Source organism: Klebsiella sp. 2019SCSN059 (genome assembly GCF_021739525.1).
Taxonomy (GTDB): Bacteria; Pseudomonadota; Gammaproteobacteria; order Enterobacterales; family Enterobacteriaceae; genus Klebsiella; species Klebsiella quasipneumoniae.
Window position 1 is genome coordinate 107,431 of record NZ_JAKKOM010000015.1, and the last position, 12,221, is coordinate 119,651.

Genomic DNA, 12,221 nt, shown 5'->3' on the forward strand with positions numbered 1-12,221 from the left:
ACACCGAAAACAAACCATTGATGTCATTGATGGCCTGAGCATGGGAATGGCAGAAACCCATTCTGCCCGCGCCGTCGCAGGCAGAATGATGAGGCGGCGTTAGCCTTCCTGAAGCATGCGCTCCAGCTGCTCTTGAGCCTCCAGCCAGGCCATTTCGCACTCTTCCAGCCCGGATTTCGCGCTGGCCTGCTGCTGCAGGCATTCAGTCAGTTCCGCTTTCCGCGAGGCGTCGTAGAGTTCGCTGTCGCCAAGTTTCTCTTCCGCACTGGCCAGCTGCGCGTTGAGCTTGTCCATCTCTTTCTCCAGACGGGCGATCTCTTTGCGCAGCGGTTGGGTCTGGCTGCGCAGCTCCGCTTCCCGACGCTTCTGGTCTTTGCGCGCTTGCGCGCTGTTGCCGCTCTCTTTTGGCGCGTCGCCGCTCTGGGACTCCTGTTTTTGCGAGTCGCTGAGCCACTGCTGATAATCGTCCAGATCGCCGTCGAACGGTTCGACTTTGCCATCGTGGACAAGGTACAGATCGTCGGTGGTGGAGCGGATCAGGTGGCGATCGTGCGATACGACCACCAGCGCCCCTTCAAAGTCGATCAGCGCTTCGGTTAAGGCCTGACGCATATCGAGGTCGAGATGGTTGGTCGGTTCGTCGAGCAGCAGCAGGTTAGGGCGCTGCCAGACGATCAGGGCCAGCACCAGACGCGCCTTTTCTCCACCGGAGAAGCGGCGGGTCTCTTCGCTGACCTTATCCCCCTGGAAACCAAAGCCGCCAAGGTAATCGCGCAGCTTCTGCTCCAGCTCCTGCGGCGCCAGGCGCGCCAGGTGCTGCAGCGGCGACTCATCGGCGCGCAGGAACTCCAGCTGATGCTGGGCGAAGTAGCCGAGCTTGATGCCTTTGGCGAGGCCGATCTCGCCGCTCACGGGCTGGAGTTCGCCAGCCAGCAGCTTAATCAGCGTCGATTTCCCTGCGCCGTTGCGGCCCAGCAGGCCGATACGCGACCCCGGCACCAGATTGAGCTTAATGGAGTCGAGGATAATACGCTCGCCATAGCCGGCGCTGACTTTCTCCATCTTCAGCAGCGGGTTTGGCAGGCTCTCCGGCTGGCGGAAGCTGAAGTGGAACGGGTTATCCACGTGCGCCGGGGCGATGAGTTCCATCCGCTCCAGCATTTTAATACGGCTCTGCGCCTGCTTGGCTTTGGTGGCTTTGGCGCGGAAGCGATCGATATAGCTTTGCAGATGCGCGACACGCTGCTGCTGGCTTTCGTACATCGCCTGCTGCTGAGCGAGCCGGGTGGCGCGCTGCACTTCAAACGAGCTGTAGTTGCCGGTGTACTCAAACATCGTCTGCTGTTCGATATGGATAATTTTGTCGACGATAGGATCGAGGAAATCGCGATCGTGGGAGATCAGGATCAGCGTCCCCGTGTAGCCCTTCAGCCACTTCTCCAGCCAGATCACCGCATCAAGGTCGAGGTGGTTAGTCGGTTCATCGAGCAGCAGCAGATCGGAGCGGCAGATCAGCGCCTGCGCGAGGTTAAGACGCATACGCCAGCCGCCGGAAAAATCGCTGACCGGCCGCTCGAGCTGTTCATTGCTGAAACCCAGGCCGTGCAGCAGGCTGGCGGCGCGGGAGCGGATGGTCCAGGCGTCGATGGCGTCCAGCTTGCCGTGGACGGTAGCGATGGCATGGCCGTCGTTGCGCTCGTTAGCCTGCTGGAGCGCGGCTTCCAGCTGGCGATATTCGCGATCGCCGTCAATGACATAATCGATTGCCGGCTGCGGCAGGGCCGGGGTTTCCTGATTCACCCAGGCCAGCTGCCAGTTGCCGGGAAAGGTCATACTGCCGCCGTCAGCGCTTATCTCGTTTTTCAAAAGCGATAGCAGCGTCGATTTCCCGCAGCCGTTTTTCCCCACCAGACCGACCTTCTGGCCAGGGTTGATGGTAGCGGTGGCGTTGTCCAGCAGGACGCGTACGCCGCGACGAATTTGTAACGAGGAGAAAACAATCATAAGGCGCCGTATGTTCAGACTATGTTAATTTGTCATTATGATAATGTAGTGTGGAAGCGAATCGCTTCACCGGGCCGCCATGGTAGCCCAAAACGAAGACGATACACAAAGTCATTCTGGCTGTGTCAAAACGCCAGGGCTGTGCAGGCCGCCAGAAGACCTACGGGAGGGGAATGATGTCTCAGACAGCGAAAGTGTTGCTGCTGTATGCCCACCCAGAATCTCAGGATTCCGTGGCCAACCGGGTTTTATTACAACCGGCCTTACAGTTGCCAAACGTCACCGTGCACGATCTCTACGCGCACTATCCGGATTTTTTTATCGATATTGCTCACGAACAGGACCTGCTGCGCCAGCATGAGGTGATCGTTTTCCAGCATCCTTTATATACCTGGAGCTGTCCGGCGCTGCTCAAGGAGTGGCTGGATCGTGTCTTAAGCCGCGGCTTCGCCAGCGGCGCCGGAGGGAACGAACTGGCGGGAAAGTACTGGCGCAGCGTGATCACCACCGGCGAACCTGAGAGCGCCTACCGTCGCGATGCGAATCGCTATCCGATGAACGATATTTTACGTCCTTTTGAACTGACCGCCGGCATGTGCCGTATGCACTGGATGAGCCCCATTATCGTCTACTGGGCCCGGCGGCAACAGCCAGAGGAGCTGCGCAGCCGCGCCCTGGCCTATCGGGACTGGCTGGCCAACCCCCTTGCCGCCGGAGGTGTCCATGGCGGGATTTGATTTGCTGCTGGCGGGGGTGCTGTTTTTGTTCGCGGCCGTTATCGCCGTCCCTCTGGCTTCAAGACTGGGAATTGGCGCGGTGTTGGGCTATCTGCTGGCCGGGATCGCCATAGGTCCGTGGGGGCTCGGGTTTATCAGCGATGTGGATGAAATTCTCCATTTCTCTGAACTCGGCGTGGTGTTTCTGATGTTTATCATCGGCCTGGAGCTCAATCCCGCCAAGCTATGGCGGCTGCGAAGCTCCATCTTCGGCGTTGGCGCGGCGCAGGTGATGCTCAGCGCGGCGATCCTCGGCGGTCTTTTGATGACGACAGGATTTTCATGGCAGGCGGCGGTGGTTGGCGGGATCGGCCTGGCGATGTCCTCTACCGCGATGGCACTGCAGCTGATGCGCGAGAAGGGAATGAGCCGCAGCGAATCAGGGCAGTTAGGCTTTTCGGTCCTGCTGTTTCAGGATCTGGCGGTGATCCCGGCGCTGGCGCTGGTGCCTCTGCTGGCGGGTTCCGCGGATGAGCATGTGAACTGGCTAACGGTCGGCATGAAGGTCCTGGCGTTTGCCGGGATGCTGATTGGCGGACGCTATTTGCTGCGGCCGGTGTTCCGCTTTATCGCCAGCTCCGGGGTCAGGGAAGTGTTCACTGCCGCCACGCTGCTGCTGGTCCTTGGATCCGCCCTGTTTATGGAGGCGCTGGGGCTGTCGATGGCGCTGGGTACCTTTATCGCCGGCGTGCTGCTGGCGGAAAGTGAGTATCGCCATGAACTGGAGATCGCCATCGATCCGTTCAAGGGGTTGCTGCTTGGGTTGTTCTTTATCTCCGTCGGTATGGCGCTGAACCTTGGCGTGCTGTACACCCATCTGCTGTGGGTGGCGGTGAGCGTGGCGGTGCTGGTGGCGGTAAAAATGCTGGTGCTCTATCTGCTGGCCCGTCTCTATGGCCTGCGGAGTTCCGAGCGTATGCAGTTTGCGGGCGTATTAAGCCAGGGCGGCGAGTTCGCGTTTGTCCTCTTTTCGCTGCCCGCTTCTCAGCGGTTGTTCCAGCACGACCAGATGGCGCTGCTGCTGGTGGCCGTCACCTTGTCGATGATGACCACGCCGCTGCTGATGAAAGGGATCGATAAGATACTGTCGCGACGCCTGAATCCAGCGGAGGATACCGATGAGGCGCCGTGGGTAGAGGACGATAAACCGCAGGTGATTATTGTTGGCTTTGGCCGTTTCGGCCAGGTCATCGGTCGCCTGCTGATGGCCAATAAGATGCGTATTACGGTGCTGGAGCGAGACATCAGCGCGGTGAATCTGATGCGCAACTATGGCTATAAAGTCTATTTTGGCGACGCCACCCAGCTGGAACTGCTGCGCTCGGCGGGGGCGGAGGAGGCGCAGTCGATCGTCATTACCTGTAATGAGCCGGAAGACACCATGCGGCTGGTGGAGATGTGTCAACAACACTTTCCACATCTGCACATCCTGGCGCGCGCTCGCGGGCGCGTCGAGGCGCATGAGCTGCTGCAGGCCGGCGTGACGCAGTTTTCCCGTGAGACTTTCTCCAGCGCGCTGGAGCTGGGGCGTAAAGCGCTCATCACCCTCGGGATGCATCCTCACCAGGCTCAGCGCGCGCAGCTGCACTTCCGACGCCTCGATATGCGAATGCTGCGTGAGTTAATGCCGGTGCATACTGATACGGTACAGATATCACGCGTGCGGGAAGCCCGGCGCGAACTGGAAGAGATTTTTCAGCGCGAAATGCAGAAAGAGAGCCGGCAGCTGGACGGCTGGGACGAGTTTGAATAAAGGTAAATCATATGGCAGTACGTAAACGTTTTATTGCCGGGGCGAAATGTCCGGCGTGCCAGGCGCAGGATTCACTGGCGATGTGGCGTGAAAATAATGTCGATGTTGTTGAATGCGTTAAGTGCGGTCATCAGATGCGTGAGGCGGATAAAGAGGCCCGTGAGCATGTACGCAAAGAGGAGCAGGTGATTGGCATTTTTCATCCCGACTAGCGTTATCCGTCGGCTTTTTTTAAGCTAAAGGGTACACGGCAGCAGAATTCCGCTACAATCTGCGCCACTATTCTTCCCATCTCAGGAGATATCATGAAAGTAGCAAAAGACCTGGTGGTCAGCCTGGCCTATCAGGTACGTACAGAAGACGGTGTGTTGGTTGATGAGTCTCCGGTAAGCGCGCCGCTGGATTACCTGCACGGTCACGGCTCCCTGATTTCCGGCCTGGAAAACGCGCTGGATGGCCACGAAGTGGGCGACAAATTTGACGTAGCCGTTGGCGCTAACGACGCTTACGGTCAGTATGACGAAAACCTGGTGCAGCGTGTACCGAAAGACGTCTTCATGGGCGTTGATGAACTGCAGGTTGGCATGCGCTTCCTGGCGGAAACCGATCAGGGTCCGGTACCAGTAGAGATTACTGAAGTTGAAGACGACCACGTTGTGGTTGATGGCAACCACATGCTGGCAGGCCAGAACCTGAAGTTCAATGTGGAAGTTGTCGCCATCCGCGAAGCGACCGCTGAAGAGCTGGAGCACGGTCACGTGCACGGCGCGCATGGTCATGATCACGACCACGATCATGGTCACGATGGCTGCTGCGGCGGTCACGGTCACGACCACGATCATGGCCACGACCATGGTAAAGGCGGCTGCGGCGGCCACGGTGGCTGCGGTTGCCACTAATCTTCGCGCTTCGGCACGAAGACGACAAAAAAGCGGGGAGACCCGCTTTTTTTACGCCTCAATAATGCGGCGGCGGCGTCTCTTCGGCCTGGGAGGCGATATGGGAGGGTTGGGTCGCCTTCAGCTTCTCGATCATCAGACGCATATGCTCGCGCATCTTCGCCATCTCAATCTCGTGGGCGGTCACGGTTGTATTGAGGTCTTCGATGGTGATTTCCTGAAACGCCAGCCGGCTTTCCAGCTCCGCAAGGCGCGTTTCTAATGTGCTATCGTGCATGGGTAACCTCTTTAGTCTGATCCTGCGGGCGGATTCTACTTAAGTTTCCCCCGGCGCGCAGCATCGCTGCGTCCTACAGGAAACTTATTCATACAAAAATAGTCCTAAAAGAGGCGATATTCAGGAACGTCCGTATGTAGATTTTAACGGCGACGTTCTATAGTACGTTTTTTGCTTTTTACGATAACCCTGGGGTGAGAGGCCCCGGCCCTGGAGAAATGGATGAAATCACTGTTTAAAGTAACGCTGCTGGCGACCACAATGGCCGTCGCCCTGAATGCACCGCTGACCTTTGCTGCAGATACCGCGGCGAAAGCAGCCCCGGCGGCTGAGAGTAAATCGGCATTTAAAAATGACGATCAGAAATCGGCCTATGCGCTGGGCGCGTCCCTGGGGCGTTACATGGAAAACTCCCTGAAAGAACAAGAAAAACTCGGCATTAAGCTGGATAAAGCCCAGCTGATCGCCGGCGTACAGGACGCGTTTGCCGATAAGAGCAAACTGTCCGACCAGGAGATCGAACAGACTCTGCAGGCCTTTGAAACGCGCGTGAAGACCGCGGCTCAGCAGAAAATGGAAAAAGACGCCACTGAGAACGAAACCAAAGGTAAAGCTTTCCGTGACAGCTTTGCCAAAGAGAAGGGCGTGAAAACGTCGAAAACTGGCCTGCTGTATAAAGTCGAGAAAGAAGGCACTGGCGATGCGCCGAAAGACAGCGACACCGTGGTGGTTAACTACAAAGGTACGCTGATCGACGGCAAAGAGTTTGATAACTCTTATACCCGCGGCGAGCCGCTCTCTTTCCGTCTCGACGGGGTGATCCCGGGCTGGACTGAAGGCCTGAAGAACATCAAGAAAGGCGGCAAAATCAAGCTGGTCATTCCGCCAGATCTGGCCTACGGCAAAACCGGCGTCCCGGGCATCCCGGCCAACTCTACGCTGGTCTTTGATGTAGAGCTGCTGGATATCAAACCGGCGCCGAAGGCAGATGCTCAGCCGGAAGCCGCTGGCGATGCGAAAGCCGCGGACGCGAAAGCTGACGCTAAGAAGTAATCGGGTTCAGGCCGCCGTCTCGTCAGAGGCGGCGGCTTTTTTATTGAGCGCAGATATAATTAAAACTGGAAAGATCCTCAGGCGCTGTATTACTTTAGATAGCTTAATAATGATGATGAGCCTGCCCTGACAATAACGACAGGCTCCTGAAAAGGAGTGCTTTTTTTCATGTCCAGGTCGCTTTTAACCAACGAAACCAGCGAGCTTGACCTGCTGGATCAACGTCCCTTTGACCAGACCGATTTCGATATTCTTAAATCTTATGAAGCGGTGGTGGACGGGTTGGCGATGCTCATCGGTTCGCACTGTGAAATCGTGCTGCATTCTTTGCAGGATCTGAAATGCTCTGCCATCCGTATCGCCAATGGTGAACATACCGGCCGCCAAATCGGTTCACCGATTACCGATCTTGCGCTGCGCATGCTGCACGATATGACGGGCGCCGATAGCAGCGTTTCCAAATGCTACTTTACCCGCGCCAAAAGCGGCGTCCTGATGAAGTCGGTGACGATTGCCATCCGCAACCGCGATCACCGGGTGATTGGTCTGCTGTGCATCAATATGAATCTGGATGTGCCTTTTTCCCAGATCATGAGCACCTTTATTCCGCCAGAAACGCCCGAGGTTAACTCGCCGGTGAACTTTGCTTCCTCGGTTGACGATCTGGTCGCCCAGACTCTGGAATTCACCATCGAAGAGGTGAATGCCGATCGCAGCGTGTCCAACAATGCTAAAAACCGTCAAATCGTGCTGAATCTCTACGAGAAAGGGATCTTCGATATTAAAGACGCCATTAACCAGGTGGCCGATCGTCTGAACATCTCCAAGCACACCGTCTACCTCTATATTCGCCAGTTCAAAAGCGGCGATTTCCAGGGGCTGGATAAGTAATGCGTTTTGCCCTCACGGTGACCGGCCCTGCCTATGGCACGCAGCAGGCGAGCAGCGCCTGGCAATTTGCGCAGGCCGTGCTGCAGGAAGGCCATGAGCTGGCGTGCGTTTTTTTCTATCGCGAAGGCGTGCTTAACGCTAACCAGCTGACGGCGCCCGCCAGCGATGAGTTCGATCTGGTGCGCGGGTGGCAATCCCTCCACGATGAGCACGGCGTCGCGCTGCATATCTGCGTGGCGGCCGCCCTGCGTCGTGGCGTAACGGACGAGCGCGAAGCGCAACAGCTCGCTCTGCCTGGCCATAATCTGCAGCCGGGTTTTACGTTGAGCGGACTTGGCGCGCTGGCGGAAGCGGCGCTTACTTGCGATCGGATGGTACAGTTTTGATGAAACGTGTGGCTTTCGTTTTTTCCTCCGCGCCGCACGGCAGCGCCGCCGGCAGGGAAGGCCTCGACGCCTTATTAGCCACCTCCGCCCTCACCGACGAGATTGGCGTATTTTTCGTGGGCGACGGCGTGTTTCAGCTGTTGCCCGCCCAGCGGCCTGGCGCTGTGCTGGCCCGCGATTACATCGCCACTTTTAAACTGCTGTCGCTATATGATATCGACCAGTGCTGGCTGTGCGCCGAGTCGGCGCGAGAGCGCGGCCTGGACCCCGCGACACCGTGGGTGGTGGATGTCGAATGCCTGGCGCCGGATGCCCTGCGCGCCCGTCTGCATGAATTTGATGTGATTTTGCGTTTCTGAGGCCCCCATGCTCCATACGCTCAGTGTTTCTCCCTGGCATGCCGATATCGCAGCAATGCTTCGCTTGATGGAGCAGGGTGACGATCTGTTACTGCTGTCTGATGGCGTCGCGGCGGCTATCGCCGGCGGTCGCTTCCTTGAGATCCTGCAATCCGCCCCCATAACCCTTTACGTGCTGCAAGACGACGTTGACGCCCGCGGGCTAACTGGTCAAATTGCGGACAGTGTCGGCAGGGTTAGCTATACTGATTTCGTCAGACTCACAGTCAAACATGCCGGTCAGTTGGCCTGGTGATGGCGGGATCGTTGTATATTTCTTGACACCTTTTCGGCACCGCCCTAAAATTCTGCGTCCTCATAATATATGAGGCGATTTATTACGTGTTTACGAAGCAAAAGCTAAAACCAGGAGCTATTTAATGGCAACAATTAACCAGCTGGTACGCAAACCACGCGCGCGCAAAGTTGCAAAGAGCAACGTGCCAGCGCTGGAAGCCTGCCCGCAGAAACGTGGCGTATGTACTCGCGTATATACCACCACTCCTAAGAAACCGAACTCCGCACTGCGTAAAGTTTGCCGTGTGCGTCTGACTAACGGTTTCGAAGTCACCTCCTACATCGGTGGTGAAGGTCACAACCTGCAGGAGCACTCCGTGATCCTGATCCGTGGCGGTCGTGTTAAAGACCTTCCGGGTGTTCGTTACCACACCGTTCGTGGTGCGCTTGACTGCTCCGGCGTTAAAGACCGTAAGCAGGCTCGCTCCAAGTACGGCGTGAAGCGTCCTAAGGCTTAATGGTTCTCCGTTAAGTAAGGCCAAACTGATTTATCTTAATGTCATACTAAACTCTTAGAGTTTTGGACAATCCTGAATTAACAACGGAGTATTTCCATGCCACGTCGTCGCGTCATTGGTCAGCGTAAAATTCTGCCGGATCCGAAGTTCGGATCAGAACTGCTGGCTAAATTTGTCAATATCCTGATGGTAGATGGTAAAAAATCTACTGCAGAAACTATCGTATACAGCGCGCTGGAGACCCTGGCTCAGCGTTCTGGTAAATCTGAACTGGAAGCCTTCGAAGTTGCGCTCGAAAACGTGCGCCCGACTGTCGAAGTTAAGTCCCGCCGCGTAGGTGGTTCTACTTATCAGGTTCCAGTTGAAGTTCGTCCGGTCCGTCGTAATGCCCTGGCAATGCGTTGGATCGTTGAAGCTGCTCGTAAACGCGGTGATAAATCCATGGCTCTGCGCCTGGCGAACGAACTCACTGATGCTGCAGACAACAAAGGTACTGCAGTTAAGAAACGTGAAGACGTTCACCGTATGGCCGAAGCCAACAAGGCGTTCGCTCACTACCGTTGGTAATCCCTTCGGAGTCATAGTCACCAGGCGGGCGCTTCAGATGAGTCGCCCGCTCTGGATAACTTAACTGAACGCCTAAAGAAATAAACGAGGAATCAAATGGCTCGTACAACACCCATCGCACGCTACCGTAACATCGGTATCAGTGCGCACATCGACGCCGGTAAAACCACTACTACCGAACGTATTCTGTTCTACACCGGTGTAAACCACAAAATCGGTGAAGTTCATGACGGCGCCGCTACCATGGACTGGATGGAGCAGGAGCAGGAACGTGGTATCACCATCACTTCCGCTGCGACTACTGCATTCTGGTCTGGTATGGCTAAGCAGTATGAACCGCACCGTGTAAACATCATCGACACCCCGGGGCACGTTGACTTCACTATCGAAGTAGAACGTTCCATGCGTGTTCTTGATGGTGCGGTAATGGTTTACTGCGCAGTTGGTGGTGTTCAGCCGCAGTCTGAAACCGTATGGCGTCAGGCAAACAAATATAAAGTTCCGCGCATCGCGTTCGTTAACAAAATGGACCGCATGGGCGCTAACTTCCTGAAAGTTGTTGGTCAGATCAAAACCCGTCTGGGCGCGAACCCGGTTCCGCTGCAGCTGGCAATTGGTGCTGAAGAAGGTTTCACCGGCGTTGTTGACCTGGTGAAAATGAAAGCCATCAACTGGAACGATGCAGACCAGGGCGTAACCTTCGAATACGAAGATATCCCGGCTGACATGCAGGATCTGGCTGACGAATGGCACCAGAACCTGATCGAGTCCGCAGCTGAAGCTTCTGAAGAGCTGATGGAAAAATACCTGGGTGGTGAAGAACTGACTGAAGAAGAGATCAAAAAAGCTCTGCGTCAGCGCGTTCTGAACAACGAAATCATCCTGGTAACCTGTGGTTCTGCGTTCAAGAACAAAGGTGTTCAGGCGATGCTGGATGCGGTAATTGACTACCTGCCATCCCCTGTTGACGTTCCGGCGATCAACGGCATCCTGGACGACGGTAAAGATACTCCGGCTGAGCGTCACGCAAGCGACGACGAGCCGTTCTCTGCACTGGCGTTCAAAATCGCTACTGACCCGTTCGTGGGCAACCTGACCTTCTTCCGCGTGTACTCCGGTGTGGTTAACTCTGGTGATACCGTACTGAACTCCGTGAAAGCTGCACGTGAGCGTTTCGGTCGTATCGTACAGATGCACGCTAACAAACGTGAAGAGATCAAAGAAGTTCGCGCGGGCGACATCGCTGCTGCAATCGGTCTGAAAGACGTAACTACTGGTGACACCCTGTGTAACCCGGATGCGCCGATCATTCTGGAGCGTATGGAATTCCCTGAGCCGGTAATCTCCATCGCCGTTGAGCCGAAAACCAAAGCTGACCAGGAAAAAATGGGTCTGGCTCTGGGTCGTCTGGCTAAAGAAGACCCGTCTTTCCGCGTATGGACTGACGAAGAGTCTAACCAGACCATTATCGCCGGTATGGGTGAGCTGCACCTCGACATCATCGTTGACCGTATGAAGCGTGAATTCAACGTTGAAGCGAACGTCGGTAAACCTCAGGTTGCTTACCGTGAAGCAATTCGCGCGAAAGTTACCGATATCGAAGGTAAACACGCCAAGCAGTCTGGTGGTCGTGGTCAGTACGGTCACGTTGTGATCGACATGTACCCGCTGGAGCCGGGCTCTAACCCGAAAGGTTACGAGTTCATCAACGACATCAAAGGTGGTGTAATTCCTGGCGAATACATCCCGGCCGTTGATAAAGGCATCCAGGAACAGCTGAAAGCTGGTCCGCTGGCAGGTTACCCGGTAGTTGATATGGGTATCCGTCTGCACTTCGGTTCTTACCACGACGTTGACTCCTCTGAGCTGGCGTTTAAACTGGCTGCGTCTATTGCCTTTAAAGAAGGCTTTAAGAAAGCAAAACCAGTTCTGCTTGAGCCGATCATGAAGGTTGAAGTAGAAACTCCGGAAGAGAACACTGGTGACGTTATCGGTGACTTGAGCCGTCGTCGCGGTATGCTGCGCGGTCAGGAATCCGAAGTAACCGGCGTTAAGATCCACGCTGAAGTACCGCTGTCCGAAATGTTCGGTTATGCAACTCAGCTGCGTTCTCTGACCAAAGGTCGTGCATCATACACCATGGAATTCCTGAAGTATGATGATGCGCCGAACAACGTTGCTCAGGCCGTTATTGAAGCCCGTGGTAAATAATCCACAGGATTAAAACCTAAGTCCCGTGCTCTCTCCGAAGGGGAGAGCACTATAGTAAGGAATATAGCCGTGTCTAAAGAAAAATTTGAACGTACAAAACCGCACGTCAACGTTGGTACTATCGGCCACGTTGACCATGGTAAAACTACCCTGACTGCTGCCATCACTACCGTTCTGGCTAAAACCTACGGTGGTTCCGCTCGCGCATTCGACCAGATCGATAACGCGCCGGAAGAAAAAGCTCGTGGTAT

General features: G+C 55.7%; 15 protein-coding genes. 13 read left to right on the forward strand and 2 right to left on the reverse strand.

All coding sequences use genetic code 11. From position 1 onward, the window contains the following. Nucleotides 1-99 precede the first annotated feature (99 nt). Nucleotides 100-2,004, reverse strand: coding sequence for an ABC transporter ATP-binding protein (locus L2I46_RS16715; RefSeq protein WP_023291178.1), 1,905 nt, complete (start codon nucleotides 2,002-2,004; stop codon nucleotides 100-102). Nucleotides 2,005-2,177: 173 nt separating this feature from the next. On the opposite strand from L2I46_RS16715, the gene kefG reads away from it, so the two are divergent. The 4 genes from kefG (at nucleotide 2,178) to slyD (ending at nucleotide 5,432) form a co-directional block, all read left to right on the forward strand. Then, nucleotides 2,178-2,741: a glutathione-regulated potassium-efflux system ancillary protein KefG gene (gene kefG, locus L2I46_RS16720; protein ID WP_004202208.1), complete on the forward strand. Its 564-nt coding sequence runs from the start codon at nucleotides 2,178-2,180 to the stop codon at nucleotides 2,739-2,741. After that, entirely contained in the window at nucleotides 2,728-4,533 is a 1,806-nt protein-coding gene (gene kefB, locus L2I46_RS16725; protein ID WP_004202210.1) for a glutathione-regulated potassium-efflux system protein KefB, read from the forward strand. The genes kefG and kefB overlap by 14 nt, the downstream gene beginning before the upstream one ends. Before the next feature lie 11 nt (nucleotides 4,534-4,544). Continuing rightward, nucleotides 4,545-4,745, forward strand: a complete 201-nt coding sequence (locus L2I46_RS16730; RefSeq protein WP_002920143.1) for a YheV family putative zinc ribbon protein — start codon at nucleotides 4,545-4,547, stop codon at nucleotides 4,743-4,745. Nucleotides 4,746-4,838: 93 nt separating this feature from the next. Then, the gene (slyD, locus tag L2I46_RS16735; protein ID WP_004202213.1) at nucleotides 4,839-5,432 is read left to right on the forward strand and encodes a peptidylprolyl isomerase; all 594 of its coding nucleotides are present in this window, start codon (nucleotides 4,839-4,841) and stop codon (nucleotides 5,430-5,432) included. Nucleotides 5,433-5,490: 58 nt separating this feature from the next. On the opposite strand, the gene L2I46_RS16740 is transcribed toward slyD, so the two are convergent. After that, entirely contained in the window at nucleotides 5,491-5,709 is a 219-nt protein-coding gene (locus tag L2I46_RS16740) for a protein SlyX (RefSeq protein ID WP_236948049.1), read from the reverse strand. Nucleotides 5,710-5,931: 222 nt separating this feature from the next. On the opposite strand from L2I46_RS16740, the gene fkpA reads away from it, so the two are divergent. The 9 genes from fkpA to L2I46_RS16785 all read left to right on the forward strand — a co-directional run. Continuing rightward, nucleotides 5,932-6,762, forward strand: coding sequence for an FKBP-type peptidyl-prolyl cis-trans isomerase (gene fkpA, locus L2I46_RS16745; RefSeq protein ID WP_004202215.1), 831 nt, complete (start codon nucleotides 5,932-5,934; stop codon nucleotides 6,760-6,762). A 168-nt stretch (nucleotides 6,763-6,930) separates the two neighbouring features. Beyond that, the gene (locus tag L2I46_RS16750) at nucleotides 6,931-7,653 is read left to right on the forward strand and encodes a helix-turn-helix transcriptional regulator (RefSeq protein ID WP_002920130.1); all 723 of its coding nucleotides are present in this window, start codon (nucleotides 6,931-6,933) and stop codon (nucleotides 7,651-7,653) included. Continuing rightward, nucleotides 7,653-8,039 (forward strand): sulfurtransferase complex subunit TusD, encoded by a 387-nt coding sequence (tusD, locus tag L2I46_RS16755; RefSeq protein ID WP_002920128.1) that lies wholly within the window; start codon nucleotides 7,653-7,655, stop codon nucleotides 8,037-8,039. The genes L2I46_RS16750 and tusD overlap by 1 nt, the downstream gene beginning before the upstream one ends. Then, on the forward strand, nucleotides 8,039-8,398 hold the full coding sequence (tusC, locus tag L2I46_RS16760) for a sulfurtransferase complex subunit TusC (protein ID WP_032454214.1): 360 nt from the start codon (nucleotides 8,039-8,041) through the stop codon (nucleotides 8,396-8,398). Before tusD ends, tusC begins: the two co-directional genes overlap by 1 nt. A gap of 7 nt (nucleotides 8,399-8,405) precedes the next feature. Further along, the gene (gene tusB / locus L2I46_RS16765) at nucleotides 8,406-8,693 is read left to right on the forward strand and encodes a sulfurtransferase complex subunit TusB (RefSeq protein WP_004202221.1); all 288 of its coding nucleotides are present in this window, start codon (nucleotides 8,406-8,408) and stop codon (nucleotides 8,691-8,693) included. 124 nt (nucleotides 8,694-8,817) lie between these two features. Beyond that, nucleotides 8,818-9,192: a 30S ribosomal protein S12 gene (rpsL, locus tag L2I46_RS16770; protein ID WP_002920115.1), complete on the forward strand. Its 375-nt coding sequence runs from the start codon at nucleotides 8,818-8,820 to the stop codon at nucleotides 9,190-9,192. Nucleotides 9,193-9,288: 96 nt separating this feature from the next. Beyond that, entirely contained in the window at nucleotides 9,289-9,759 is a 471-nt protein-coding gene (gene rpsG, locus L2I46_RS16775) for a 30S ribosomal protein S7 (RefSeq protein ID WP_002920113.1), read from the forward strand. A 96-nt stretch (nucleotides 9,760-9,855) separates the two neighbouring features. After that, nucleotides 9,856-11,970, forward strand: a complete 2,115-nt coding sequence (gene fusA, locus L2I46_RS16780; RefSeq protein ID WP_023291175.1) for an elongation factor G — start codon at nucleotides 9,856-9,858, stop codon at nucleotides 11,968-11,970. Nucleotides 11,971-12,039: 69 nt separating this feature from the next. After that, on the forward strand, nucleotides 12,040-12,221 hold a 182-nt coding region (locus tag L2I46_RS16785; RefSeq protein WP_010287081.1), incomplete at its 3' end, for a GTP-binding protein.